The 25,167-nt window shown below is 72.5% G+C and carries 21 protein-coding genes; 11 read left to right on the top strand and 10 right to left on the bottom strand.

Annotation, left to right across the window (positions count from 1 at the left end; translation table 11 throughout):
- Positions 1–90 precede the first annotated feature (90 nt).
- Positions 91–4,683, top strand: a complete 4,593-nt coding sequence (gltB, locus tag CW362_RS14970) for a glutamate synthase large subunit (protein ID WP_103549943.1) — start codon at positions 91–93, stop codon at positions 4,681–4,683.
- The gene (locus CW362_RS14965; protein ID WP_103549942.1) at positions 4,676–6,136 is read left to right on the top strand and encodes a glutamate synthase subunit beta; all 1,461 of its coding nucleotides are present in this window, start codon (positions 4,676–4,678) and stop codon (positions 6,134–6,136) included. The genes gltB and CW362_RS14965 overlap by 8 nt, the downstream gene beginning before the upstream one ends.
- Before the next feature lie 189 nt (positions 6,137–6,325).
- Here CW362_RS14965 and CW362_RS14960 read toward each other — a convergent pair whose 3' ends face one another.
- Positions 6,326–7,225, bottom strand: a complete 900-nt coding sequence (locus CW362_RS14960; protein ID WP_103549941.1) for a chitosanase — start codon at positions 7,223–7,225, stop codon at positions 6,326–6,328.
- Between the two features lie 125 nt (positions 7,226–7,350).
- Complete coding sequence (locus CW362_RS14955) at positions 7,351–8,271, bottom strand: rhomboid family intramembrane serine protease (RefSeq protein ID WP_103549940.1); 921 nt, start codon at positions 8,269–8,271, stop codon at positions 7,351–7,353.
- A gap of 213 nt (positions 8,272–8,484) precedes the next feature.
- Between CW362_RS14955 and CW362_RS14950 the strand changes: the two genes are divergently transcribed.
- Positions 8,485–9,204 carry a vWA domain-containing protein gene (locus tag CW362_RS14950; protein WP_103549939.1) on the top strand — a complete coding sequence of 240 codons (720 nt, stop codon included), beginning with the start codon at positions 8,485–8,487 and terminating at the stop codon, positions 9,202–9,204.
- A gap of 134 nt (positions 9,205–9,338) precedes the next feature.
- Positions 9,339–11,054 (top strand): cytochrome bc1 complex cytochrome b subunit, encoded by a 1,716-nt coding sequence (gene qcrB, locus CW362_RS14945; RefSeq protein WP_103549938.1) that lies wholly within the window; start codon positions 9,339–9,341, stop codon positions 11,052–11,054.
- On the opposite strand, the gene CW362_RS14940 is transcribed toward qcrB, so the two are convergent.
- Both CW362_RS14940 and CW362_RS14935 read right to left on the bottom strand, forming a co-directional pair.
- Positions 11,026–12,141 carry an acyl-CoA dehydrogenase family protein gene (locus CW362_RS14940; protein WP_103549937.1) on the bottom strand — a complete coding sequence of 372 codons (1,116 nt, stop codon included), beginning with the start codon at positions 12,139–12,141 and terminating at the stop codon, positions 11,026–11,028. The two genes, qcrB and CW362_RS14940, sit on opposite strands and share 29 nt — an antisense overlap.
- Complete coding sequence (locus tag CW362_RS14935; RefSeq protein ID WP_103549936.1) at positions 12,141–13,286, bottom strand: acyl-CoA dehydrogenase family protein; 1,146 nt, start codon at positions 13,284–13,286, stop codon at positions 12,141–12,143. The genes CW362_RS14940 and CW362_RS14935 overlap by 1 nt, the downstream gene beginning before the upstream one ends.
- Positions 13,287–13,344: 58 nt before the next feature.
- Here CW362_RS14935 and CW362_RS14930 point away from each other — a divergent pair, with 58 nt between their 5' ends.
- From CW362_RS14930 to CW362_RS14920, 3 genes are read left to right on the top strand one after another with little or no spacing between them, the layout of a single operon-like run.
- Positions 13,345–14,136 carry an SDR family oxidoreductase gene (locus CW362_RS14930; RefSeq protein ID WP_103549935.1) on the top strand — a complete coding sequence of 264 codons (792 nt, stop codon included), beginning with the start codon at positions 13,345–13,347 and terminating at the stop codon, positions 14,134–14,136.
- 15 nt (positions 14,137–14,151) lie between these two features.
- Positions 14,152–14,769, top strand: coding sequence for a TetR/AcrR family transcriptional regulator (locus tag CW362_RS14925; protein WP_103549934.1), 618 nt, complete (start codon positions 14,152–14,154; stop codon positions 14,767–14,769).
- A 29-nt stretch (positions 14,770–14,798) separates the two neighbouring features.
- A complete protein-coding gene (locus tag CW362_RS14920; protein ID WP_103549933.1) occupies positions 14,799–15,956 on the top strand; it encodes an acetyl-CoA C-acetyltransferase in 1,158 nt (385 codons plus the stop codon).
- 286 nt (positions 15,957–16,242) lie between these two features.
- On the opposite strand, the gene CW362_RS14915 is transcribed toward CW362_RS14920, so the two are convergent.
- The 4 genes from CW362_RS14915 to CW362_RS14900 are packed head-to-tail and all read right to left on the bottom strand — an operon-like array spanning position 16,243 to position 19,833.
- Positions 16,243–17,337 carry an NAD(P)H-dependent flavin oxidoreductase gene (locus CW362_RS14915; protein WP_103549932.1) on the bottom strand — a complete coding sequence of 365 codons (1,095 nt, stop codon included), beginning with the start codon at positions 17,335–17,337 and terminating at the stop codon, positions 16,243–16,245.
- A complete protein-coding gene (locus CW362_RS14910) occupies positions 17,337–18,176 on the bottom strand; it encodes a CoA-transferase subunit beta (protein ID WP_240657797.1) in 840 nt (279 codons plus the stop codon). The genes CW362_RS14915 and CW362_RS14910 overlap by 1 nt, the downstream gene beginning before the upstream one ends.
- Positions 18,177–18,220: 44 nt before the next feature.
- A complete protein-coding gene (locus CW362_RS14905; protein ID WP_103549930.1) occupies positions 18,221–19,084 on the bottom strand; it encodes a CoA transferase subunit A in 864 nt (287 codons plus the stop codon).
- Positions 19,081–19,833, bottom strand: coding sequence for an enoyl-CoA hydratase family protein (locus CW362_RS14900; RefSeq protein ID WP_103549929.1), 753 nt, complete (start codon positions 19,831–19,833; stop codon positions 19,081–19,083). The genes CW362_RS14905 and CW362_RS14900 overlap by 4 nt, the downstream gene beginning before the upstream one ends.
- Positions 19,834–19,933: 100 nt before the next feature.
- Here CW362_RS14900 and CW362_RS14895 point away from each other — a divergent pair, with 100 nt between their 5' ends.
- Both CW362_RS14895 and CW362_RS14890 read left to right on the top strand, forming a co-directional pair.
- Positions 19,934–20,734 (top strand): SDR family oxidoreductase, encoded by an 801-nt coding sequence (locus tag CW362_RS14895; RefSeq protein ID WP_103549974.1) that lies wholly within the window; start codon positions 19,934–19,936, stop codon positions 20,732–20,734.
- Positions 20,731–21,645, top strand: a complete 915-nt coding sequence (locus CW362_RS14890; protein WP_103549928.1) for an SDR family oxidoreductase — start codon at positions 20,731–20,733, stop codon at positions 21,643–21,645. Before CW362_RS14895 ends, CW362_RS14890 begins: the two co-directional genes overlap by 4 nt.
- 302 nt (positions 21,646–21,947) lie before the next feature.
- Here the strand turns inward: CW362_RS14890 and CW362_RS14885 are convergent, their stop codons facing one another.
- Complete coding sequence (locus CW362_RS14885) at positions 21,948–22,694, bottom strand: ankyrin repeat domain-containing protein (RefSeq protein ID WP_103549927.1); 747 nt, start codon at positions 22,692–22,694, stop codon at positions 21,948–21,950.
- Between the two features lie 73 nt (positions 22,695–22,767).
- On the bottom strand, positions 22,768–23,661 hold the full coding sequence (locus CW362_RS14880; protein WP_103549926.1) for a hypothetical protein: 894 nt from the start codon (positions 23,659–23,661) through the stop codon (positions 22,768–22,770).
- 219 nt (positions 23,662–23,880) lie between these two features.
- Here CW362_RS14880 and CW362_RS14875 point away from each other — a divergent pair, with 219 nt between their 5' ends.
- Together CW362_RS14875 and CW362_RS14870 are read left to right on the top strand one after the other, a co-directional pair.
- Positions 23,881–24,663 (top strand): serine protease, encoded by a 783-nt coding sequence (locus CW362_RS14875; protein WP_103549925.1) that lies wholly within the window; start codon positions 23,881–23,883, stop codon positions 24,661–24,663.
- 151 nt (positions 24,664–24,814) lie between these two features.
- Positions 24,815–25,159 (top strand): chorismate mutase, encoded by a 345-nt coding sequence (locus CW362_RS14870; protein WP_103549924.1) that lies wholly within the window; start codon positions 24,815–24,817, stop codon positions 25,157–25,159.
- The last annotated feature ends 8 nt before the right edge of the window (positions 25,160–25,167 follow it).

Genomic DNA, 25,167 nt, shown 5'->3' with positions numbered 1-25,167 from the left:
GCAGAGGGCCAACGTCGTCCCTCGGCAGCCGTCTCCCCAGTGCCTCGAGAGCCCGGGAGACTCCCCGCCCCGACGACGACGGGAGAGCCGATGCGTACGCCGCGCCAGCCGTCCCAGCACTCCACGAACGACCGGAAGTGGTCCTTCATGGATGCTCGCCCTGCTGCGCAGGGTATGTATGACCCCCGCAACGAAAAGGACGCCTGTGGCGTCGGTTTCGTGGCCACCCTCACCGGCGAGGCGAGCCATGCGCTGGTCGAGCAGGCGCTCACCGTTCTGCGCAACCTGGAACACCGTGGTGCCACCGGCTCCGAGCCCGACTCGGGTGACGGCGCCGGCATCCTCTCCCAGGTCCCGGACGCCTTCCTGCGCGAGGTGGCCGGATTCGAACTCCCCGCAGCCGGTGCGTACGCGGTGGGCATCGCCTTCCTCCCCGAGGACGGCACGGCCGACGCCGTCTCGCGCATCGAGACGATCGCCGCCGAAGAGGGCCTCACCGTCCTCGGCTGGCGCGAGGTCCCGGTCGCCCCCGAACTCCTCGGCGCCACCGCCCGCTCGACGATGCCGGCCTTCCGCCAGATCTTCGTCACCGACAACAAGAGCGAGGGCATCGCCCTGGACCGCAGCGCCTTCGTGCTGCGCAAGCGCGCCGAGCGCGAGGTCGGGGTCTACTTCCCCTCGCTGTCCGCGCGGACCATCGTCTACAAGGGCATGCTGACCACCGGCCAGCTGGAGCCCTTCTTCCCGGACCTGTCCGACCGCCGCTTCGCCTCCGCGATCGCGCTCGTGCACTCCCGGTTCTCCACCAACACCTTCCCGAGCTGGCCGCTCGCCCACCCGTACCGCTTCGTCGCGCACAACGGCGAGATCAACACGGTCAAGGGCAACCGCAACTGGATGGTCGCCCGCGAGTCCCAGCTCGCCTCCGACCTGTTCGGGAACAAGGACCTGGAGCGGATCTTCCCCGTCTGCACCCCGGACGCCTCCGACTCGGCCTCCTTCGACGAGGTGCTCGAACTCCTGCACCTCGGCGGCCGTTCGCTCCCGCACTCCGTGCTCATGATGATCCCGGAGGCGTGGGAGAACCACGACTCCATGGACCCGGCCCGGCGCGCCTTCTACCAGTTCCACTCCACGATGATGGAGCCCTGGGACGGCCCGGCCTGCGTCACCTTCACCGACGGCACCCAGGTCGGCGCGGTCCTCGACCGCAACGGTCTGCGCCCCGGCCGCTACTGGGTCACCGACGAGGGCCTCGTCGTCCTCGGCTCCGAGGTCGGCGTCCTCGACATCGACCCCGCCAAGGTCGTCCGCAAGGGCCGCCTCCAGCCCGGCAAGATGTTCCTCGTCGACACCGTCGAGCACCGCATCATCGAGGACGACGAGATCAAGGCCGGTCTCGCCGCCGAGAAGCCGTACGCGGACTGGCTGGAAGCCGGCGAGATCGAGCTCTCCGACCTGCCCGAGCGCGAGCACATCGTGCACACCCACGCCTCGGTCACCCGCCGCCAGCAGACCTTCGGCTACACGGAGGAGGAGCTGCGGATCATCCTCGCGCCGATGGCCAAGGCCGCCGCCGAGCCGATCGGCTCCATGGGCACGGACTCGCCGATCGCCGCGCTCTCGCAGCGCCCGCGTCTGCTCTTCGACTACTTCACCCAGCTGTTCGCCCAGGTCACCAACCCGCCGCTGGACGCGATCCGCGAAGAACTGGTCACCTCCCTGCGCTCCTCGCTGGGCCCCCAGGGCAACCTGCTGGACCCGACGGCCGCCTCCTGTCGCAGCGTCACCCTGCCCTTCCCGGTGATCGACAACGACGAGCTGGCCAAGCTCATCCACATCAACGCCGACGGCGACATGCCCGGCATGAAGGCCGCGACCCTCTCCGGCCTGTACCGGGTCTCCGGCGGCGGCGACTCCCTCGCCGCCCGCATCGAGGAGATCTGCGCCGAGGCCGACGCCGCCATCGAGAACGGCGCCCGCCTGATCGTCCTGTCGGACCGTCACTCCGACGCCGAGCACGCGCCGATCCCCTCGCTGCTGCTCACCGCGGCCGTCCACCACCACCTCATCCGCACCAAGCAGCGCACCCACGTGGGCCTGCTGGTCGAGGCCGGCGACGTCCGCGAGGTCCACCACGTCGCCCTGCTCATCGGCTACGGCGCCGCGGCGGTCAACCCCTACCTGGCCATGGAGTCCGTCGAGGACCTCGTCCGCGCGGGCACCTTCCTGTCCGGCATCGAGGCCGAGCAGGCCATCCGCAACCTGATCTACGCGCTCGGCAAGGGCGTCCTGAAGGTCATGTCCAAGATGGGCATCTCGACCGTCGCCTCCTACCGCGGCGCCCAGGTCTTCGAGGCCGTCGGCCTGGAGCAGGCCTTCGTCGAGAAGTACTTCAACGGCACGGCCACCAAGATCGGCGGCGCCGGCCTCGACGTCGTCGCCAAGGAGGTCGCCGCCCGGCACGCCAAGGCCTACCCCGCCTCCGGCATCGCCCCGGCGCACCGCGCCCTGGAGATCGGCGGCGAGTACCAGTGGCGCCGTGAGGGCGAGCCGCACCTGTTCGACCCGGAGACGGTCTTCCGCCTCCAGCACTCGACGCGCTCCGGCAGCTACGAGATCTTCAAGAAGTACACCGACCGCGTCAACGAGCAGTCCGAGCGCCTCATGACGCTGCGCGGCCTGTTCGGCTTCACGTCCGACCGCCCGTCGATCTCCGTCGACGAGGTCGAGCCGGTCTCCGAGATCGTCAAGCGCTTCTCCACCGGCGCCATGTCGTACGGCTCCATCTCCAAGGAGGCGCACGAGACCCTCGCCATCGCCATGAACCAGTTGGGCGGCAAGTCCAACACCGGTGAGGGCGGCGAGGACCCGGACCGCCTGTACGACCCGGCGCGCCGTTCGTCGATCAAGCAGGTCGCCTCCGGCCGCTTCGGCGTCACCTCCGAGTACCTGGTCAACGCCGACGACATCCAGATCAAGATGGCCCAGGGCGCCAAGCCCGGCGAGGGCGGCCAGCTGCCCGGCCACAAGGTCTACCCGTGGGTGGCCAAGACCCGTCACTCGACCCCGGGCGTCGGCCTGATCTCCCCGCCGCCGCACCACGACATCTACTCCATCGAGGACCTGGCCCAGCTGATCCACGACCTCAAGAACGCCAACCCGGCCGCGCGTATCCACGTGAAGCTGGTGTCGGAGGTCGGAGTCGGCACGGTCGCGGCCGGTGTGTCGAAGGCGCACGCGGACGTCGTCCTCATCTCGGGTCACGACGGCGGCACCGGCGCCTCCCCGCTGACCTCGCTCAAGCACGCGGGCGGCCCCTGGGAGCTCGGCCTCGCCGAGACCCAGCAGACCCTGCTGCTCAACGGCCTGCGCGACCGCATCGTCGTGCAGACCGACGGCCAGCTCAAGACCGGCCGCGACGTCGTCATCGCCGCGCTGCTCGGCGCCGAGGAGTTCGGTTTCGCGACCGCGCCGCTCGTCGTCTCCGGCTGCGTCATGATGCGCGTCTGCCACCTGGACACCTGCCCGGTCGGCATCGCCACCCAGAACCCGGTGCTGCGCGACCGGTTCGCCGGCAAGGCCGAGTACGTCGTGAACTTCTTCAAGTTCATCGCCGAGGAAGTCCGCGAGATCCTCGCCGAGCTCGGCTTCCGCAGCATCGAGGAGGCCGTCGGCCACGCCGAGAACCTCGACGTGGAGCGCGCCGTCACCCACTGGAAGGCGCAGGGCCTGGACCTGACCCCGCTCTTCCACGTGCCCGAACTGCCCGAGGGCGCGGTGCGCCACCAAGTCGTCGAGCAGGACCACGGCCTGGAGAAGGCGCTCGACAACGAGCTGATCAAGCTCGCCGCCGACGCCCTGGCCGCGGACTCCGCGACCGACGCCCAGCCGGTCCGCGCCCAGGTCGCGATCCGCAACATCAACCGCACGGTCGGCACCATGCTCGGCCACGAGGTGACCAAGAAGTTCGGTGGCGCGGGCCTGCCCGACGACACCGTCGACATCACCTTCACCGGCTCGGCGGGCCAGTCCTTCGGCGCCTTCCTCCCCCGCGGTGTCACGCTGCGCCTGGAGGGCGACGCCAACGACTACGTCGGCAAGGGCCTCTCCGGCGGCCGGATCGTCGTCCGCCCCGACCGCGGCGCCGACCACCTCGCCGAGTACTCGACGATCGCGGGCAACACCATCGCCTACGGCGCGACCGGCGGCGAGCTGTTCCTGCGCGGCCGCACCGGCGAGCGCTTCTGCGTCCGCAACTCCGGCGCGCTGGTGGTCTCCGAAGGCGTGGGCGACCACGGCTGCGAGTACATGACCGGCGGTCACGCGGTCGTCCTCGGCGAGACGGGCCGCAACTTCGCGGCCGGCATGTCCGGCGGCATCGCCTACGTCATCGACCTCGACCGCGACAACGTGAACGTCGCCAGCGTCGACGCCGTCGAGCAGCTCGACGAGGCCGACAAGCCGTGGCTGCACGCCGTCGTGCCGCGGCACGCGGAGGAGACCGGTTCGACGGTCGCCGAGAAGCTGCTCGCCGAGTGGCCCGCCGCCGTGGAGCGTTTCAGCAAGATCATTCCCAGCACCTACAAGGCAGTGCTCGCCGCCAAGGACGCCGCCGAGCGAGCCGGACTCGACGAGTCCGCGATCACCGAGAAGATGATGGAGGCGGCGACCAATGGCTGATCCCAAGGGCTTTCTGAACCACGGCCGTGAGGTCGCCAGGTCCCGGCCGGTCCAGGAGCGTCTCAAGGACTGGAACGAGGTCTACGTTCCGGGCTCGCTGCTCCCGATCATCTCCAAGCAGGCCTCGCGCTGCATGGACTGCGGCATCCCGTTCTGCCACAACGGCTGTCCGCTGGGCAACCTGATCCCCGAGTGGAACGACTACGCGTACCGCGAGGACTGGCAGGCCGCCTCCGAGCGGCTGCACGCCACGAACAACTTCCCGGAGTTCACCGGGCGGCTGTGCCCCGCGCCGTGCGAGTCCGCGTGCGTGCTGGGCATCAACCAGCCCGCCGTGACCATCAAGAACGTCGAGGTCTCGATCATCGACAAGGCGTGGGACAGCGGCTCCGTCGCGGCCCAGGCTCCCGAGCGCCTCTCCGGCAAGACCGTCGCGGTCATCGGTTCCGGTCCCGCCGGTCTCGCCGCCGCCCAGCAGCTCACGCGCGCCGGTCACACGGTCGCGGTGTACGAGCGCGCCGACCGCATCGGCGGTCTGCTCCGCTACGGCATCCCCGAGTTCAAGATGGAGAAGCGGCACATCAACCGCCGCATCGAGCAGATGCGCGCGGAGGGCACCCGCTTCCGCACGGGCATCGAGATCGGCCGCGACCTCAAGGCGACGGACCTGCGCAAGCGGTACGACGCCGTGGTCATCGCCGCCGGCGCCACGACCGCCCGTGACCTGCCCGTCCCCGGGCGGGAGCTGAACGGCATCCACCAGGCCATGGAGTACCTGCCGCTGGCCAACAAGGTGCAGGAGGGCGACTACGTGGCGCCCCCGATCACCGCCGAGGGCAAGCACGTCGTGGTCATCGGCGGCGGCGACACGGGCGCGGACTGCGTGGGCACCGCCCACCGCCAGGGCGCGGCCTCGGTCACGCAGCTGGAGATCATGCCGCGTCCGGGCGAGGAGCGGAACGCGAACCAGCCCTGGCCGACGTTCCCGATGCTCTACAAGGTCACCTCCGCGCACGAGGAGGGCGGCGAGCGCGTCTACGCGGTCTCCACCACCCACTTCGAGGGCGACGAGGACGGCAACGTCCAGTGGCTGCACCTGGTCGAGGTAGAGTTCACCGGCGGCAAGCTGAACCAGAAGCCGGGCACGGAGCGCAAGATCCCCGCCCAGCTGGTGACGCTGGCGATGGGGTTCACCGGCACGGACGTCGAGAACGGCGTGGTCTCCCAGTTCGGCCTGGAGCTCGACGAGCGCGGCAACATCGCCCGCGACGCCGACTTCGCGACCAACGTCCCCGGTGTGTTCGTCGCCGGTGACGCGGGCCGCGGCCAGTCCCTCATCGTCTGGGCCATCGCGGAGGGCCGCTCGGCCGCCCGCGGTGTCGACCGCTTCCTCACCGGAGCGAGCGACCTGCCGGCCCCGATCCGCCCGACGGACCGTTCGCTGACGGTCTGACCCATGGATGCGTGACCTGACGACGGTCACTCGAGAACGTCCCGCACAAAGGCGTGCGGAACACGAGACGGCGCCTGCCTCACTGTCCCCGACCGGACGCCCTGGCAGGCGCCGCCGCATGTCCGCGCACAGCCGGGGGCCAGGCTCTCCACGGGCACGGGCACGGGCGCGGGGAACGAGGTCCGGCGCCTACGGCACGTGGTACGTCTCGCCGTACACCTTCCACCGCAGCGGCGTGTCCAGGCCGAGGTTCCCGTCGTCGAGGAACGCGCGCTGGGCGGTGTCGACGCGGGTGGTGTCGCGATCGGGGTCCTCGGACCTCATGGCCGCGCGCCGGACGTCCAGGAAGGCGCTGAGGTACGTCTTCTGGTCGCCTCCTTCGGAGGGCAGGTCCGCCTCGCGCACGGCGCGCTCGCGCAGGGCGTAGAAGCCGTCGCCGTCGGTCCCCGGACCGTGCAGCACCATGGCGTCGTAGTAGACGAACTGGCCGAGCGTGCCGAGACCGTCGAGCTTGGCGAGCCGGACCGCCGGGCCGAAGTAGACCCGGTCGCGCTCGGAGTCCTGGGCCTCACGGAACGCGGCGACGCCGGCCTCGTGCCGCCAGGCCGCGACGAAGCCCGGATCCAGGCCCTCGTGGGAGTCCGTGCCGTCGACCTCGCGCAGGGCCGGGAGATAGCGGGCGAGCCCATTGCCCGGGTGCGCCTTCGTGTAGCGCTCGACGAGGGTGAGCAGGTCGTGGGTGCCGGTGCAGAAGCCGATGACACCCGCCGTGTAGCCCTGGCCGTCACCGATGTCCTCGATGTAGCCGTACGCCTCGCGCCAGTTCAGCGTGGAGTTCTCGGCACTCGCCACGATCTTCTGGGCGAGTTCCTTCTTCGCCGGGGCGGCGAGGCCGGCCGGCCTGGCGGCGACGGCCGCGTCGTCGGCCGTCCGTTCCGCCGCGGCCCGGCCGTCCGCCGCCCGGGACTGCGACGCCGGCGACCGGCCGCCCTCGGCGTCGGCCGCGGCGTGCTCGGACGTGGCGCCGTAGACCGCCGCCGTGATCAGCACGGGAGCGAGGGCGAACAACAGGAAACCCGTACGTTTCATGACGGACAGGGTAGGCCGCGTGGGCCCGCGGGCGGGGAGGCCGGGCGCACCGGACCCACAACCCCAGGTCCGGCCGTCACACCCCGGACCCGTGTCGCCCCGGGTGGCACGTCACATCCCGCCCGTCACACCGCGCCCGTCTTCAGCGCGGACACCTTCAGCACCGCGAGGACCACCAGCAGTGCGAGAAGCCCCACGCAGACGGCCGCCTGGACCAGTGGCCGACGGGGGCCGCGGGGAGCGTACGCGTAGGCCGCCGTCACGAGCCCGCCCGCCAGCAGTCCGCCCAGGTGACCCTGCCAGGAGGTGAGCCCCGCCGAGATCAGGAGCCAGATCAGCAGTCCCGCCATGAACCGGTTGACGCCGCTCATGTCCATGCCGAGCCGGCGGGCCATCACGTAGTACGCGGCGCCGATGCCGAAGATCGCGCCCGACGCGCCGATCGTCTGCTCGTCCGGCACGATCAGCAGCACGAGGACCGAGCCGCCGAGCGCCGACAGCAGGTACAGCGCGAGGTAGCGGACCCGGCCGAGCTGGGCCTCGACGATCCGCCCGATGTTCCACAGCGCGAACATGTTCATCACGATGTGGGCGATCCCGAACGTGCCCTCGGTGGGCGGCAGATGCAGGAACGCACCGGTCAGCAGCCGGTACCACTCCCCGTCGACGAGGCCCTCCGCGTGGAGGACCGAGGGGTACGGGAAGTCCCAGAGGTAGTGACCCCCTTCCGAGTCCGCCAGGCCCGCGCCGAGCATCGCGAACCGGTCCACGACCGAGGAGCGCAGCAGTTCGGCCAGATAGGCCAGCACGTTCAGACCGATGAGGACGTACGTCACCACCGGCACCGTGGATATCCGGCCGCCGAAGGCCGTGCGGGCCTGCCGGATCGACCTCGCGCCCTCCTTCACGCACTCCACGCACTGGTGGCCGACGGCCGCCTCACGCATGCAGTTCGGACATATGTAGCGGTCGCATCGGGTGCAGCGCACATGCGACTCCACCTTGGGGTGGCGGTAACAGGTGGTGACGGCGGACTCGGACTCCACGGCCGGCTCCTAGGAACGCACGGGAAAAAGGGGGGAAGATGAGCCGGTGGGGACGGCGGTGATCAAACTATCCAACGCCTCCGACAACGGGGAACGGCAGGGCCGTGATCTCCGTGGCCGCCGCGGGCGGACGCCGGTGCCCGGGCACCGGACGGGACGACGCCGTGACGTAATCTCGTCGTTCCGCAGTCCTCGCGCGACGGGAGCGCCCGCATGGCCGGAATCAGCCTCACGAAGATCGAGGAGACCGCGCCCGCGCTGGTGGGCCCCTACAAGAGCGCCGGGGTCAGCCTCACCAAGCACGGGCTGGGCGGGCAACGCGCCGCCGTGTGCCTGGTCGTGGACTATTCGGGGTCGATGAAGCCGTACTACGACGACGGCAGTGTGCAGGCCCTCGCCGACCGGGTGCTCGGCCTGTCCGCCCACCTCGACGACGACGGCACCGTCCCGGTCGTCTTCTTCTCCACGGACGTCGACGCGGTCACCGACATCACGCTCGACGACCACCGGGGGCGGATCGAACGGATCGTGGCCGGGCTCGGGCACATGGGCAGGACCAGCTACCACCTCGCCATGGACGCCGTCATCGACCACTACCTCGACAGCGGCTCGGACGCCCCGGCCCTCGTCGTCTTCCAGACCGACGGGGGGCCGATCAACAAGCTCGCCGCCGAACGGTACCTGTGCAAGGCGGCCGAGCTGCCGATGTTCTGGCAGTTCATAGGGTTCGGCGACCGCGGCAGCAAGCAGTTCGACTTCCTGCGCAGACTCGACGAACTGGCCGTGCCGCACAAGCGGGTCGTCGACAACGCGGGCTTCTTCCACGCCGGACCGGATCCGCGCGAGGTGAGCGACGCGGAGCTGTACGACCGGATGGTGGCGGAGTTCCCGCAGTGGCTGGCGGCGGCACGGGCCCGGGGAATCCTGGCCTGACCCGCCCTTTCCCCGCGTGGCCGCGGCGCGGACCCCCACGCCCCGGCCCGGCTCCGCCCCGGCTTCCCCTCCATGACGCCCCGTTGGCTTCGGTCGGCCGACGTGCCACCCTGGTGGGCCGAGGGGAGCGGCGAATGGACGCACGAGAGATCGACTCCAGCCGGACCACGGGGACTTCGGTGAACGGGGCAGCCGAGGGCGGGACTTCGCGGGCCCCGGACGGGACCCTGCGCGCCCGGCGCGCTCCGGAGACCGGCAAGGGCGAGCGGCTCGCCGACTGGGCCGACGGACGCCTCGGCCTCTACTCGCTGGCCAAGGCCAACATGCGCAAGGTCTTCCCGGACCACTGGTCGTTCATGCTGGGCGAGGTCTGCCTCTACAGCTTCCTCGTCCTGATCCTCACCGGCATCTACCTCACCCTGTTCTTCGAGCCGAGCGGCGTCGAGGTCGTCTACCACGGCTCCTACGGGCCGCTGAACGGCATCGTCATGACACGGGCCTACGAGTCCACGCTCGACATCAGCTTCGACGTGCGCGGCGGACTGCTCATCCGCCAGATCCACCACTGGGCCGCGCTCGTCTTCCTCGCCGGGATGCTCGTGCACATGATGCGGGTGTTCTTCACCGGCGCGTTCCGCAAGCCGCGCGAGGTCAACTGGCTCTTCGGCTGGACCCTGCTGATGCTCGGCCTCATCACCGGACTGACCGGCTACTCGCTCCCCGACGACCTGCTCTCCGGCACCGGCGTCCGCTTCGCCGACGGCGCCATCCTGTCGATCCCCGTCGTCGGCACGTACCTCTCCTTCTTCCTCTTCGGCGGGGAGTTCCCGGGGCACGACATCATCCCGCGGTTCTTCCCCATCCACGTCCTGCTGCTGCCGGGCATCATGCTGGGACTCGTGGTCGCCCACCTGGTCCTGGTCTTCTACCACAAGCACACGCAGTACCCCGGGCCCGGAAAGGACCAGAAGTCGGTCGTCGGCATGCCCCTCCTGCCCGTCTACACGGCCAAGGCCGGCGGGTTCTTCTTCCTCGTCTTCGGAGTCCTGGCGATCATGGGCGCGGTCGCCACCATCAACCCCGTGTGGGCGTTCGGGCCCTACCGCCCCGACCTGGTGACCACCGGCGCGCAGCCCGACTGGTACCTCGGCTTCTCCGAAGGACTCATCCGCGTGATGCCGGGATGGGAGATCAACGCCTTCGGCCACACGCTCCAACTGGGCGTCTTCATCCCCTTCGCGCTCTTCCCGATCGTCATGACCGCCATCGCCGTCTACCCCTTCGTCGAGGCCTGGGTCACCGGAGACAAGCGCGAGCACCACATCCTGGACCGGCCGCGCAACGCGCCCACCCGCACCGCGCTCGGCGTCGCCTGGCTGACGCTGTACGCCGTTCTGCTGGTCGGCGGCGGCAACGACCTGTGGGCCACCCACTTCCACCTGTCGATCAACGCGATCACCTGGTTCGTCCGCGTCGCCGTCTTCGCCGGGCCCGCCCTCGCCTACGTCCTCACGAAACGGATCTGCCTTGGACTCCAGCGCGCCGACCGGGACAAGGTGCTCCACGGACGCGAGTCCGGAACGATCAAGATGCTGCCGCACGGCGAGTACATCGAGGTCCACGAACCCCTCACCCCGGCACAGCGGTTCACCCTCACCCAGCACGAACAGGCGCCGCCCTACGAGCTGGGACCGCTCGTCGACGCGAACGGCGTGGCCCGCCGCGCCGGCCCCGGCCGACGGCTGCGCGCCCGGCTGGCGCGTGCCCTCTACGGGCCCGGCACCCGGATCCCGAAGCCGACGGCCGAGGAGTACCGGGCGCTCACGAGCGGGGACGACCACCACCACTGAGGCCGGCCAGCGCCTCGGCCCTGCACTCGGCCGGGGTGCCCCAGGCCGCCCTCAGGGCGCGGGCCTTGGTGAACCACAGGGACAGGTCGTACTCGGCCGTGTAGCCGATCGCGCCGTGCAGCTGCAACGCGGCCCTGGCCGTGGCGTACGCGGCCTCGCACGCCCTGACCTTCGCGGCGGCCACGTCCGCCGGTGCCATCGACAGCGCGGCCCCCAGCAGCAGCGGGCGCGCGAACTCCAGGGCGGTCATCGCGTCCGCGAGCCGGTGCTTGACCGCCTGGAACGAGGCGACGGGGACACCGAACTGGGTCCGCCGCCCGACGTACTCCACGGTACGGCCGAGCAGCGCGAGCCCCACCCCGAGGGCCTGGGCGGCGGTGGCCAGCCGGGCCCAGGTCAGCGCCCGGAGCGCGGCGCGGGCGACCTGCGGTCCGGCGGCCAGGAGTTCACCGCCGCCCTCCGGACGGGCGAGCCGACGGGCCGGGTCCACGGACGCCCGCACCGGCCCGTGACCGGACGCGAGCCGCAGCCCGTCACCGTCCACCACGAGCGACACCGCCGCAGCGTCCGCGTCGAGCGCGTGACCGCCGGACCGGGCAGCCGGGTCCGGGGCCGACGCGTGGCCGTCGGACGGTGCCGTCGTCGTGTCGGGTGCCTGTCCGCCGGACGGTGCCGGAGCGCCCGCCGTGGGCATGCGGCCGCCGGGCAGGACCAGGGTGGCGAGGCTCTTGCCCGAGGCCAGCCCCGGCAGCAGCCGTTCGGCCGGCCCCGGTTCGCCCAGCGCGCTCAGCTCGCCCAGCAGGGCGGCCGCGGCGGCCGTCTCCACCACCGGACCCGGAACCGCGTGCCGCCCCAGCTCCACGAACGCCACCGCCAGTTCCACCGGCAGCGGTCCCACCCCCTCGTACGCCTCCGGGACCGCCAGCGCGAACACGCCTGCCCCGGCCAGCCGAGACCACAGGGCCAGGCCCGGCGCGTGGTCGCCGTCCGCCCACGCCCGCACCGCCGACGGCGTGTCCGCGGACGCCAGCATCGCGTCCAGGGAGGCGGCGAAGGCGCGTTGTTCGGCGTCGAGGAGGAAGCGCATCAGCGGCGGCCCTTCGGAAGGCCGAGCAGCCGCTCGGCGATGATGTCGCGCTGGATCTCGTTGGTGCCCGCGTAGATCGGGCCCGCGAGCGAGAAGACGTACCCCTCGCACCACTCGGTGTCCGCCACCTCGCCCTCGGCGCCCAGCAGATCGAGAGCCGTCTCGTGCAGCGCGATGTCGAGCTCCGACCAGAACACCTTGTTCAGGCTGGACTCCGGCCCGGTGCTCTCCCCTTCGAGCAGCCGAGAGGCGTGGGCGTACGCGAACAACTGGTAGGCGCGCGCCCCGATCACCGCGTCGGCCACCCGCTCGCGCAGGGCCGTGTCGGACGGGTCGCCCCGGTCGTGCCACAGCGCGGCCAGCCGGTCCGCGGCGGCCAGGAAACGGCCCGGCGAACGCAGCGTCAGCCCCCGTTCGTCGCCCGTCGTCGACATCGCCACCCGCCAGCCCCGGCCGGGCTCCCCGATCACGTCCTCGTCGGGCACGAACACGTCGTCCAGGAACAGCTCCGCGAACGCCGGCCTGCCGTCCAGCCGCCCGATCGGGCGGACCGTCACCCCCGGCGCGCGCAGGTCGAACATCAGGTACGTCAGGCCCTGGTGGGGTTTCGCCAGGCCCGTCTCGCTGCGGAACAGGCCGAAGGCGCGGTCGGCGAACGCGGCCCGCGACGACCACGTCTTGTGCCCCCGCAGCAGCCAGCCGCCGTCCGTCCGAACCGCCCGCGACCTCAGCGAGGCCAGGTCCGACCCCGCCTCGGGCTCGGACCAGGCCTGCGCCCAGACCACCTCGCCCGTGGCCATCGACGGCAGCACCCGCGCGCGCTGCTCGGCGGTGCCGTGCTCGAAGAGGGTCGGCGCGAGGAGGCTGACACCGTTCTGCCCGACCCGGCCCGGCGCGCCCGCCGCGTGGTACTCCTCCTCGAACGCCAGCCAGCGCACGAGATCCGCGTCCCGGCCGCCGTACCGTGCCGGCCACGACACCACCGACCAGCGGTCCGCCGCCAGTTCGGCCTCCCACGCGCGATGCGCCGCGAAGCCCTCCGCGGTCTCCAGGGAAGGCAGCGGCACCTTCGGCACATGGACCTCGAGCCAGGCGCGGGCCTCGGCGCGGAACGCCTCGTCGGCGTGGGAGGGGGTGAGATCCATCGGCTGCACCTTCCGGCGGAGCTTCCCTAACAAGTGTTTGGTAGGTTAGCTTGGAGGCATGAGCGACGTCGAGAGCCCGGCGTACGTACCCGGCCACGGACTGCTGAAGGGCCGCAGCGCCGTCATCACCGCCGCCGCGGGCGCCGGCATCGGCGGAGCCACGGCACGACGGTTCCTGGAGGAGGGCGCTCGCGTCCTGATCAGCGACGCCCACACCCGCCGGCTCAAGGAGAGCGCCGAGACCCTGGCCGCGGAATTCGGCCCGGCCCAGGTCGCCGCACTGCCCTGCGACGTCACCTCGGAGGACCAGGTCCAGGCCCTCTTCGACACCGCCACCGACCTCCACGGCCGACTGGACATCGTCGTCAACAACGCGGGCCTCGGCGGCACCTCACCCCTCGTCGACATGACCGACGGCCAGTGGTCCACCGTCCTCGACGTGACGTTGAACGGCACCTTCCGCTGCACCCGGGCCGCACTGCGGCGCCTCAAGGCGAGTGGCCACGGCGGGGTCGTCGTCAACAACGCCTCCGTCGTCGGCTGGCGCGCCCAGGCCGGACAGGCCCACTACGCCGCCGCGAAAGCGGGCGTCATGGCCCTCACCCGCTGCGCCGCCGTCGAGGCCGCCGCCTACGGCGTCCGCGTCAACGCCGTCGCGCCCAGCCTCGCCATGCACCCCCACCTGGTGAAGGTCACCACTCCCGAACTGCTCGAAGAGCTCACCGCCCGCGAGGCGTTCGGCCGCCACGCCGAGCCCTGGGAGGTGGCCAACGCGATCGTGTTCCTCGCCTCCGGCTACTCCTCGTACCTCACCGGCGAGGTCGTGTCCGTGAGCAGCCAGCACGCGTAGGACGACAATGACCCGGTGCCTACCAAGAAGAAGCCCCAGGTGACCGCCACTCCCGAGCGCCGCCGCGAACTCCTCGGCACCGCCGCCGAGGTGTTCGCCGAGCAGGGCTACAACGCCACCACCGTCCGCAGGATCGCGGACGAGGCCGGAATGCTCGCCGGCAGTCTCTACTACCACTTCGACTCCAAGGAATCGATGCTGGAGGAGATCCTGCGGACCTTCCTCGACGAGCTCTGGGACGGCTACGACACCGTCCTCGGCGCCGGGTTCGGTCCCCGGGAGACCCTGGAGGCCCTGGTCACCGAATCCTTCCGGGAGATCGACCGGCACCGCGCGGCCGTCGCGATCTACCAGAAGGAGTCCCGCCACCTCGCCGCACAGGAGCGCTTCGCCTTCCTCGCCGAGTCCCAGCGCAACTTCGAGAAGGCCTGGCTGAGCACCCTGGAACGCGGAGTCGACGCCGAGGTCTTCCGGGCCGACCTCGACATCCGCCTCACCTACCGCTTCGTCCGCGACACCGTCTGGGTCGCCGCCTCCTGGTACCGGCCCGGCGGCCGGCACAGCCCCGAGGAGATCGCCCGGCAGTACCTGTCGATGGTCCTCGACGGCATCTCCGTGCGCGAGGAGACGTAAGCGAACAACTCACACCCCGAGGAGCCGTCATGGCCGAGGCCTACATCGTCGAAGCGGTCCGCACCCCCGTCGGGCGACGCGGGGGAGGACTGAGCACGGTCCACCCCGCCGATCTCGGCGCGCATGTGCTCAAGGCCCTCGTCGAACGCTCCGGCGTCGACCCGGCGGCCGTCGAGGACGTCGTCCTCGGCTGCCTGGACACCGTCGGACCGCAGGCCGGGGACATCGCCCGCACCAGCTGGCTGGCGGCCGGACTGCCCGAGGAGGTGCCCGGGGTCACCGTCGACCGGCAGTGCGGCTCCTCCCAGCAGGCCGTGCACTTCGCCGCCCAGGGCGTGATGTCCGGCACCCAGGACCTCGTCGTCGCCGGCGGCGTGCAGAACATGAGCCAGATCCCCATCGCCTTCGCCTCCCGCCAGGCCGCCGCACCGCTCGGCCTCACCGAAGGCCCCTTCGCGGGCAGCGAGGGCTGGCGGGCCCGCTACGGCGACCGCCCGGTCAACCAGTTCCACGGAGCCGAACTCATCGCCGCCAAATGGGGCATCAGCCGCCGCGACCAGGAGGAGTTCGCCCTCCGCTCGCACCGGCGGGCCGTCCGCGCCGCCGACGAGGGCCGCTTCGCCCGCGAGACCGTCCCCCTCGGCGACGTCACCGCCGACGAGGGGCCGCGCCGCGACACCACCCTGGAGAAGATGGCGGCCCTGAACCCGGTCGTCGAGGGCGGCAACATCACCGCCGCCTGCTCCTCCCAGGTCTCCGACGGCGCCGCCGCGATGCTGCTCGCCTCGGAACGGGCACTGCGTGAACACGGCCTGACCCCCCGTGCCCGCGTCCACCACCTCTCCGTGCGCGGCGAGGACCCCATCCGCATGCTCTCGGCCCCCATCCCCGCCACCGCGTACGCCCTGAAGAAGACGGGCATGTCCATCGGCGACATCGACCTCGTCGAGATCAACGAGGCGTTCGCCCCGGTCGTCCTCGCCTGGCTCAAGGAGACCGGCGCAGATCCCGGGAAGGTCAACGTCAACGGCGGCGCGATCGCCCTCGGCCACCCGCTCGGCGCCACCGGCGTCCGCCTCATGACCACCCTCCTGCACGAACTGGAGCGCACCGGCGGCCGGTTCGGACTCCAGACGATGTGCGAGGGCGGCGGCCAGGCGAACGTGACGATCATCGAACGGATCTGAGCCGCCACCGTCCACGCACCCGGACCCGGTACGAGCCCCGGGTCCGGACGGGGCCGACCCCCGTGCCCGGACGGGACCTGTCCTCGGGCCCGGACGGAGCCGGCCCGGGGTCTGACGGGACCTGCTCCCGTGTCCGGACGGAGCCGGCCCGGGGTCCGGGCGGGGCGGGTCCCGGGTCTGGGCGGGTGCCCTGGGTTCGGACAAGGGGGACCTCAGGTCCGGACGGGAACAGCATTCGGGGTCCGGACGCGGCCGGACGGGCCGGGCCCGCGGGGCGCGTGGGAACTCAGCCGTCCGGTCCGCCACAGGCCTCGGTCCACGGAGGCTCCGCCCCGTCCGGCCCGGCAAGGGCGTCCAGGACCGCGTGGGCCTGCGCCATCACCCGTTCGACCAGGTCCGCGCACGACGGAAGATCCTCGATCACCCCCGCCACCTGCCCCGACGCCATCACCCCCAGGTCCGTCCGGCCGTCCACCATCGACGCCCTCAGCAGCATCGGGGTGTTGGCGGCGAGCAGGACCTGGCTCCAGGTCAGGTCCCGGCCGTGTCTCATGGCGAGCCCGTCGCGGATCATCCGGGACCAGGAGAGACCGGAGATCCGCCGGAACCCGGCGGCCCGGCGCACCGCCTGGACGAGCGCCCCGGCGCGCCCCGCCCTCTCCAGGGAGTCGACGAGCTCACTGCGCAGCATGCGGTGCGGCAGCCCGTCGACGGCCGTCGTCACGGTGACGTCCTTCACCGTCGCCGCCAGGTATCTCGCCTTCACCGCGTCGGGGACCGTCGAGTCGGAGGTCAGCAGGAAACGCGTGCCCATCGCGACGCCCGCCGCCCCGTAGGCCAGCGCCGCCACGAGCCCCCGCCCGTCGTGGAAGCCGCCCGCCGCCACCACCGGGATGTCCACGGCGTCCACCACCTGGGGCAGCAGCACGCTCGTGGCCACCTCCCCGGTGTGGCCGCCGCCCTCGCCGCCCTGCACGATCACCGCGTCGGCGCCCCAGCCGGCCACCTTCTCGGCGTGCCGCCGGGCGCCGACGGACGGCACGACGATCACGCCCGCCTCCTTCAGCCCGGCGATCAGCTCGCGCGAGGGAGCGAGCGCGAACGACGCGACGCGCACGCCCTCGTCGACGATGATCCGCACCCGGTCGCCCGCGTCCCCGGCGTCGGCGCGCAGGTTCACACCGAAGGGCCGGTCCGTACGGGACTTGACCTCCCGCACGGCGTCACGGAGCTGGTCGAGCGTCATCGTCGCCGAGGCGAGGATGCCCAGCGCGCCCGCGTCGGCCGTCGCCGAGACCAGCCGGGGTCCCGCCACCCAGCCCATGCCGGTCTGTACGAGGGGATGCCGGACCCCGACGAGCCGGGTCAGCGCGGTCTCCATCAGCGCCCGCCCCCGCCCGGACCCGCGGGTGCCTTCCCACCCCGCGTCCCGCCCGCCCGGGGGACGTCCCTCTCCCGCGCCCCGCCACCCCGTGTCCCGCCGTCCCGTGGATCGGGCACCTCGCGCTCGCGCAGACCGTCCGGATCGATCACCGTGCGGATCAGCTCCAGTTCCTCCGCGGTCGGTTCACGGGTGAACGGCACCTCGTCCGGGACCGCCAGCGCGAAACCCGTCGCCCCCTCGACCTGCTCGACGGTGACACCCGGGTGGACGGACACCAGCCGCATCGAGTGGTCGGGCGTCGCGAAGTCGAGGACGGCGAGATCGGTCACCACGCGGGGCAGACGATGGAAGCGGGTGGCGCTCGGGCCCGCGGCGCCGGCCCGGTCGTACCCCACCCCGCACACCAGGTCGACCCGCTCCACGAACACCCGTGGAGAATGCCTGGGGATCCAGTAACTGGTCGGATTGTTGAGCGTGTTGACCGGCGCGCCGCGCACGCCGAGGAGCTGGCGCCGGGGCCGGGACCAGTCACCGACGCACGCGATGTTCTGGTTGCCGAACCGGTCGATCTGGCTCGCGCCCATCATCACGTGCCGCCGCCCGCCGGTCACCGTCGTCAGATGCCTGCGGTACGGCAACCAGCCCTCCGGGGTGCCGTCGGGACCGACGAGCAGCGCCTCCCCGTCGGTCAGCAGCAGATCCGGCGAGAAGGTGTGCCGGGCCAGCCGGGCGCCGACGGACGGGATCAGGCCCATCGGGCTGGCGAGCACCTCGCCGTCGCCCCGCCAGGCCTCGGCGCACGCGATCACGCAGTACTCGGCACGAGTCGCGTCCACCGGCCCCGCTCCTTCCGCGTCCACCGGCCCCGCTCCTTTCGTGTTCACCGCTCCCGCTCCTTCCGCCAGGTGTGCACGGCGCTCTGATAGGCGTGTTCGCCGCCGCCGAGGAACCGCTCGGCGAACTCGGCGTACGGCGTGGTCGCGTACAGCCTCTGGAAGGCCTCGTCCCGTCCGTAGTCCGGGACGCACGAGGTGAAGTGCGCGCCGTTCGGCGTCTCCACCACCCCGGTCACGGACGACCGCTGGAGCAGCAGGGTCTGCGGCGCCGCCTCCTTCGTCAGCTCCGCCGTGTCGACGATCCGCTCGCAGGAGACGTACGTCGCGTCCGCCGCCTCGCAGAACAGGTCGTCGAAGTACGGATCGGGGCCCAGGTACTGGCCGTTGCCCGCCCGGTCCGCCCGGTTCATGTGGACCAGGGCCGCGTCCAGGCGCAGCGCCGGCATCGCGACGAACTCCTCCCGTCTCCCCGAGACCGCGTCCGGATACGGCGAAGTGACCGTCCTGAGGCCCGGGTCGCGCATCACGTCCGAGCCGAGTCCCGCCCGCACCGGCAGGAACGGCAGCCGGTTCGCCGCCGCGTGCAGCCCCCACATGAACATCGCCTCGTCCACCTCCCTCAGCTCGAACGCGCCGCGCTCGCGGGCCGCGCGGTAGTGCGGTTCGAGCGGGACGGAGTCGAGCGTCACGAACGCGGTGACCAGGGTGCGGATCCGGCCGGCGGCGGCCAGCAGCCCGACGTCCGGGCCGCCGTACGACACGACCGTCAGATCGGTGATCTCGCTGCGGAGCAGTGCTCTCACCAGGGCCATCGGCTTGCGGCGCGAGCCCCAGCCGCCGATGCCGAGCGTCATCCCGCTCTCCAGCCGGCCGACGACGTCCTGCGCCGACATGGTCTTGTCGCTCATCGGGGGGCCTCCTTGCCGAAGGTGTCGCGGACACGGGACGCCACCCCGGCGAGCGCGGCCTCGAAGGTGAAGCCCTGCTCGAAGCGGTAGCTGCGGCGCACGTCGACGGGATCGATGCCGTTGATCGCGGCCTTGGCGAGCCGCACGAGCCGCCCGTCCTTCGCCGCCACCTCCCGCGCCAGCTCCAGTGCCGCCGACCGCAGGTCCTCCCGCGCCACGACCCTCCACACCGATCCGTGGGCGTGCAGCTCGGCCGCGGTCGCCGTGCGCGAGGTGTAGTACAGGACGCGCATCAGATGCGGGGGGACGAGACGGGCCAGATGCGTGGCCGCGCCGAGCGCGCCCCGGTCCAGCTCGGGCAGCCCGAACACGGCGTCCTCGCTCGCCACGATCGCGTCCGCGTTCCCCACGAGCCCGATGCCGCCGCCCAGACAGAAACCGTGCACCGCCGCCACGACGGGCACCTCGCACTCGTACACCGCGGCGAAGGCCTCGGCGCAGCCGCGGTTCGCGCCGATCAGCGCGTCGTGACCGGTGGCATCGCGCTGCAGTTCCTTGATGTCGACGCCCGCGTTGAACCCGCGTCCCTCCGCTCTCAGGACGACGCAGCGGATCCCGGGGTCCTCGCCCGCCGCGCGCACGGCACCGGCGAGGTCGAACCAGCCCCGTACCGGCAGCGCGTTCACCGGCGGGAAGTCGACCGTGACGACGGAAATCCCCTTTTCCGGGGACGAGGTGGAGACACCCATGGGCACATCAGCTACCTTTCCACCAAACGTTTGTTAGGTGTGATGCGAAGCTAGCAGCGATCGCGGCCGCGCGGGAGGCCCTGTGGACAACGCGGACACCATGGACGGGCCGGGCGCCGCCCCGGACCTCGGCGGCCGGACCGTCGTCGTCACCGGCGGCACCCGAGGCGTCGGGGCGGGTATCACCCGCGCCTTCGAGCGGGCCGGCGCCCAGGTCGTGGTCTGCGCCCGACGGCCGCCCGAAGTCCCCCTCGGCAAGGCCGACTTCGTCCCTCTCGACCTGCGCGATCCGGTCGCGGTACAGGCCTTCTTCGACGCCCTGCCCCGGCTGGACGTCCTGGTCAACAACGCGGGCGGCACCCCCTACCGTCCGCTGGCCGAGGCGGACGCCGAACGGCACGCCCGGGTGATCGAGCTCAACCTCACCGCCCCGCTCACCGCGTCGATCGCGGCCCGCGAACACCTCAGGCGGGCCCGGGGCTCGATCGTGATGATCGGCAGTGTGAGCGGCTCACGCCCCTCGCCCGGCACCGCCGCCTACGGCGCGGCCAAGGCGGGGCTGGAGAGTCTGGCCCGTTCGATGGCCGTCGAGTGGGCGCCGGAGATCCGGGTCAACACCCTGGTCGTCGGCATGGTCCGCACCGAACTCGCCCAACTGCACTACGGCGGCGAGGACGGTCTCGCCGCCGTCGCCCGCACCGTCCCGCTGGGCCGCCTCGCCCGGCCCTCCGACGTCGGTGCCGCCGCCGTCTTCCTCGCCTCCGACGCCGCCGCCTACGTCAGCGGGGCCTCCCTCCTCGTCCACGGGGGCGGGGAGCGCCCCGCCTTCCTCGACGCCGCCACCGCCGACCAGGACCGGCAGGCCACCGCCGGCCGGCACCAGCAGGGAGGAACCCGATGAGCGCACCACCGCTGTGCGAGGGACGGGTCGTGATCATCACGGGCGCCGGCCGCGGACTCGGCCGGGCGCACGCGCTGGCGTACGCCGCCGAGGGAGCCCGCCTCGTGGTCAACGACCTCGGTGTCGGCCTCGACGGCACCCCCGCGGCCGACAGTCCGGCCCGGCAGGTGGCCGAGGAGATCCGCGCGGCGGGCGGCGAGGCGGTGGCCCACGGCGGTGACATCGCGACGACCGAGGGCGCCGCGTCCCTCGTCCGCGTCGCGCTGGAGACGTACGGGCGGCTCGACACCCTCGTCAACAACGCCGGGTTCCTGCGCGACCGGATGCTCGTCAACCTCGGCGAGGACGACTGGGACGCCGTGATGCGGGTCCATCTGAAAGGGCACTTCCTGCCGCTCCGGCAGGCGGCGGCGCACTGGCGCGCGGAGGCGAGGGCGGGCCGCGTGCCCGACGCCAGGGTCGTCAACACCAGCAGCGGGGCGGGCCTGCTGGGGTCGGTCGGGCAGGGCAACTACAGCGCCGCCAAGGCCGGCATCGTCGCTCTGACGCTGGTCGCGGCGGCCGAGACGGCACGCTACGGCGTCCAGGTCAACGCCATCGCCCCGGCCGCCCGCACCCGGATGACCGAGCGCGCCTTCGCCGACACCATGGCGGCCCCCGCCGAGGGGTTCGACGTCATGGACCCCGGCAACGTCTCGCCGCTGGTCGTCTGGCTCGGATCGGCCGCCAGCGCCGGCGTCACCGGCCGCGTCTTCGAGACCGAGGGCGGCCGGATCACGGTGATGGAGGGCTGGCGGCCGGGCCCGAGCGTCGACAAGGGAGCTCGTTGGACCCCGGCGGAGGCCGGGGAGACCGCCCGCGGACTGCTGGCGCGGGCCGACACTCCGGGGACGGTGTACGGGGCGCGGTAGGGCCATGGCCGTCCGGACGCGGCCCGTCGGTCCGGTGGCCCGTCGGTCCGGCGGCGGGATCCTCGGAGCCGGGCGTCCCGTCGCGGGTGGCGGCGCCGGGACGGAGGGGCCGACGCGTTCCGCCGCTGCCGCTGCCGCTGCCGCTGCCGGTGCCGGTGCCGGAGGCCGGCGCACCCCGCCGTGGCACGGGCGCGGAGGAGCGGGGACTTCCGGGGAGGGGGCGGCGGTCTCGGGGCGGTTCCGGGCGTGGGGCACGGGACCCGGTGCGCGTGCGCCCGTACCGCTTCCGGAGGCGTCGGGGCTCAGTGCCCGGGGCGGGTCGTGCTCGCCTTCAACAGGGCGACGATCTCCGCGTGGCCGGTCTCCAGGTCGTCGCCCGCGAACGGCCTGCCCCGCTCGTCCAGGAACTGGACCTCGACGGTGACGCCCTCGGGCGACGTGTGCCGGTGGGTGACCGAGGCGTGGCCGGCGCCGTGCGTGCGGGCCAGGCCTTCCCGCAGCTCGGCCTCGACGCCGACGCCGAGCAGCCGACGGGCCTCCGCCAGCGCCTCGCCCCGCGCACCCGCCCCATGTGCCAGCAGGGCCCGTACACAGCCGGCCGAGCCCCGGTGCGCGGCCGTCACCAGTGGGGGTTCGCCCGCCGGTCCGGGTCGGCCGGGGTCCGCGCCCGCCTCGAGGAGCGCCTCCGCCACGGCGGTGTGCCCCCGGCGCAGGGCCCAGGTCAGCGCGGTGAAGCCGAACTCCTCCACGATGTCCGGGTGCGCCCCCGCCGCGAGCAGGGCGCGGACCACCTCCGTGTGACCGCCGCAGGCGGCGCCGCACAGCGGGGCGTCCGTGCCCCGGCTGAGCCGGTCGGGCTCGGCCCCGGCGACCAGCAGCAGCCGTACGACGGCGGGCCGGTCGCTCACCGCCGCCAGGTACAGGGCGCTCTCGCCCTCCTCGTCGACCGCCTCGGGGCTCGCCCCGGCACGCAGCAGCCGCACGACCGCGTCCTCGTCCCCCTCGTACACGGCGGGGAAGAGGAGTGCGGCGGGGTCGTTCGTACTCATCCTCCGACCCTCGCCCGACACGGACGCGCGAGGCAAAGGCTTTCGGGGTGTTCTGCCTCACCCGGCCCGTCCGCTAGGTGTCGCACTCCAGCACCGTCCGGCACAGCGCGCACCGGGCCCGTACCCGGCCCCGGACCGGCACCCTGATGCGCTGGTGGCAGGTCGGGCACGGGAAGGAGACGCGCAACGGCCCGCGGTCGTCGGGCGTGAAGGCGTAGGAGACGTCGGAGCGGTCGGGAGCGCGGTGGTCCTGCGCGTGGCGCCGGTCTCGGGCGTAGCGGCGGCGGCCCGCCCAGCCCGCCGCGGTCAGCGGGGGCTGCCGCCCGTCCCGCAGGGCCAGCTCCATGCCCTTGGTGTACGCGGTGTACGCCTGCGGGCTGGTGAACCACACCGAGGGGTCCTCGCCGAAGACCAGGGCGCGCTTGGCGAGGACGTACCCGAACTCCTCGGGTGTCAGATAGCCGAGCTTCTGCGAGGACGCGCCGTCCTCGCGGTAGGCGTCGAGCAGGAGCCAGCCCGCGCCGAGGTAGGCCGCGGCCGTGTCGGTGAGGATCTCGGTGTCGCGGGTGCCGGGGAACGAGAGGTCCAGGCGGTGCAGGTAGACGTGCATCACCTCGTGGGCGAGGGCGGCCCCGATGTCCCTGCGGTGGGTGCGGAAGCGGTCGTTGAGCTCGATGAAGTACTCGGGCCCCGCGGCGAGTTCGACGTGCGCCGCGTGGGTCATCTCGCGGAAGCCGACGACCATCCGGGCGTCGGGCAGCCGGTAGTGCCGCACCATCTCACGGGCGACGCGCTGGGCGCCCAGGTGCAGGTCGTCGACGTCGGCGAAGGCCACGTCGGCGGGGGCCACGCTGGTCGCGAAGGTGTGGACGGTGTCGTACGAGAGCCGTTTGTAGAGCGCGGTGACCGACGCCCGCACCGTGTCCAGATGCGGGTAGCCGTGCTCGACGGGTCCGCCGTTCGCCACGTCCGCACCCCCAGAAGACGCCGGAACTCCTCTCCACTGTAAGCGGGGTCCCGTCCGGTGGCGGGGGAGCGGGGCGGGTGGGACGGCGCCTGGCCGGAATGCGGCTCTTGCCCGGTGCGGCAGCCGGTCCTCATAATCCCCACCAGCTTGGCAGGTGCATGCCATTCACTGTTCCCCGTGCGCCCGCCCTGCGGACAACCCCCCACGAAAGGAACCACGTTGAAGTCTCCCAGGAAGTACGGCGTGATCAGAAGACTGCTCGCCGTCGGCGCGGTCGCGCTCGCCGCCGTGTCCCTCCAGCCGCTGTCCGCGCTCGCCGCCCCCGCGCCCGTCGTCGGCGGCACGCGCGCCGCCCAGGGCGAATTCCCCTTCATGGTCCGCCTCTCCATGGGCTGCGGCGGCGCCCTCTACACCCAGAGCATCGTCCTGACCGCCGCCCACTGCGTGAACGGCTCCGGCACCAACACCTCCATCACCGCCACCGCCGGCGTCGTGGACCTCCAGAGCAGCAGCGCCGTCAAGGTCAAGTCCACCAAGGTGCTCCAGGCGCCCGGCTACAACGGCAAGGGCAAGGACTGGGCCCTCATCAAGCTCGCCCGGCCCATCGCCCTGCCCACCCTGAAGATCGCCACCAACACCGCCTACAACAACGGCGACTTCACCGTCGCCGGCTGGGGCGCCGCCCGGGAAGGCGGCGGACAGCAGCGCTACCTGCTCAAGGCCACCGTCCCCTTCGTCGACGACGCCACCTGCAAGCAGGCGTACGGCAGCGACCTCGTCCCCGGCGACGAGATCTGCGCCGGATTCGTCGCCCAGGGCGGCGTCGACACCTGTCAGGGCGACTCCGGCGGACCCATGTTCCGCAAGGACGACACCGGCGCCTACATCCAGGTCGGCATCGTGAGCTGGGGCGAGGGCTGCGCCCGGCCCGGATACCCCGGCGTGTACAGCGAGGTCTCGACCTTCGCCGCCGACATAGCCAGAGCGGCCGCCGGTCTCTGACCCCCGCCCCGGCGGGCCGGGGCACCCGCACGAACGGCACGCGAGACCCGCACGACCCGCGCACACGGCGCCCGCGACCCCGGTCGCGGGCGCCACCGGGCGCCGTCCCGTCGAGATCGTCCCCTCCGCGAGCCACGTAGGGTTGGCTGCCATGACCACCAGCAAGCCCCAGGAAGCCGGCCTCGACGTCAGCGCGGAACTCGCCCGGCTGCGCGACAGCATCGACAACATCGACGCCGCCGTCGTCCACATGCTCGCCGAACGCTTCAAATGCACCCAGCAGGTCGGCCACCTCAAGGCCGCCCACCACCTGCCGCCCGCCGACCCCTCCCGCGAGGCCCACCAGATCGCCCGGCTGCGCAGCCTCGCCGAGAGCGCCAAGCTCGACCCGGCCTTCGCCGAGAAGCTGCTGAACTTCATCATCGCCGAGGTCATCCGCCACCACGAGCGCATCGCGGACGACGCGGGCGCCGCCGCGGCCGACCCGTCCGAGTGACCGCGGCG

Origin of the sequence: Streptomyces populi (genome assembly GCF_002911015.1) — a bacterium.
GTDB classification, from domain to species: domain Bacteria; phylum Actinomycetota; class Actinomycetes; order Streptomycetales; family Streptomycetaceae; genus Streptomyces; species Streptomyces populi.
Note: the sequence above shows the minus strand (reverse complement) of the source record. Positions and strands in the feature narration are given on the sequence as shown.

Coding starts and splice junctions, on each gene's coding strand:
- CW362_RS14935 (WP_103549936.1), bottom strand. CDS start 13,286: ATGGATCTCACCCCCTCCCACGCCGACGAGGCGTTCCGCGCCGAGGCC.
- gltB (WP_103549943.1), top strand. CDS start 91: ATGCGTACGCCGCGCCAGCCGTCCCAGCACTCCACGAACGACCGGAAG.
- CW362_RS14940 (WP_103549937.1), bottom strand. CDS start 12,141: ATGCGCTTCCTCCTCGACGCCGAACAACGCGCCTTCGCCGCCTCCCTG.
- CW362_RS14920 (WP_103549933.1), top strand. CDS start 14,799: ATGGCCGAGGCCTACATCGTCGAAGCGGTCCGCACCCCCGTCGGGCGA.
- CW362_RS14895 (WP_103549974.1), top strand. CDS start 19,934: ATGGACGGGCCGGGCGCCGCCCCGGACCTCGGCGGCCGGACCGTCGTC.
- CW362_RS14930 (WP_103549935.1), top strand. CDS start 13,345: ATGAGCGACGTCGAGAGCCCGGCGTACGTACCCGGCCACGGACTGCTG.
- CW362_RS14905 (WP_103549930.1), bottom strand. CDS start 19,084: ATGAGCGACAAGACCATGTCGGCGCAGGACGTCGTCGGCCGGCTGGAG.
- CW362_RS14900 (WP_103549929.1), bottom strand. CDS start 19,833: ATGGGTGTCTCCACCTCGTCCCCGGAAAAGGGGATTTCCGTCGTCACG.
- CW362_RS14950 (WP_103549939.1), top strand. CDS start 8,485: ATGGCCGGAATCAGCCTCACGAAGATCGAGGAGACCGCGCCCGCGCTG.
- CW362_RS14870 (WP_103549924.1), top strand. CDS start 24,815: ATGACCACCAGCAAGCCCCAGGAAGCCGGCCTCGACGTCAGCGCGGAA.
- qcrB (WP_103549938.1), top strand. CDS start 9,339: ATGGACGCACGAGAGATCGACTCCAGCCGGACCACGGGGACTTCGGTG.
- CW362_RS14965 (WP_103549942.1), top strand. CDS start 4,676: ATGGCTGATCCCAAGGGCTTTCTGAACCACGGCCGTGAGGTCGCCAGG.
- CW362_RS14890 (WP_103549928.1), top strand. CDS start 20,731: ATGAGCGCACCACCGCTGTGCGAGGGACGGGTCGTGATCATCACGGGC.
- CW362_RS14885 (WP_103549927.1), bottom strand. CDS start 22,694: ATGAGTACGAACGACCCCGCCGCACTCCTCTTCCCCGCCGTGTACGAG.
- CW362_RS14960 (WP_103549941.1), bottom strand. CDS start 7,225: ATGAAACGTACGGGTTTCCTGTTGTTCGCCCTCGCTCCCGTGCTGATC.
- CW362_RS14915 (WP_103549932.1), bottom strand. CDS start 17,337: ATGGAGACCGCGCTGACCCGGCTCGTCGGGGTCCGGCATCCCCTCGTA.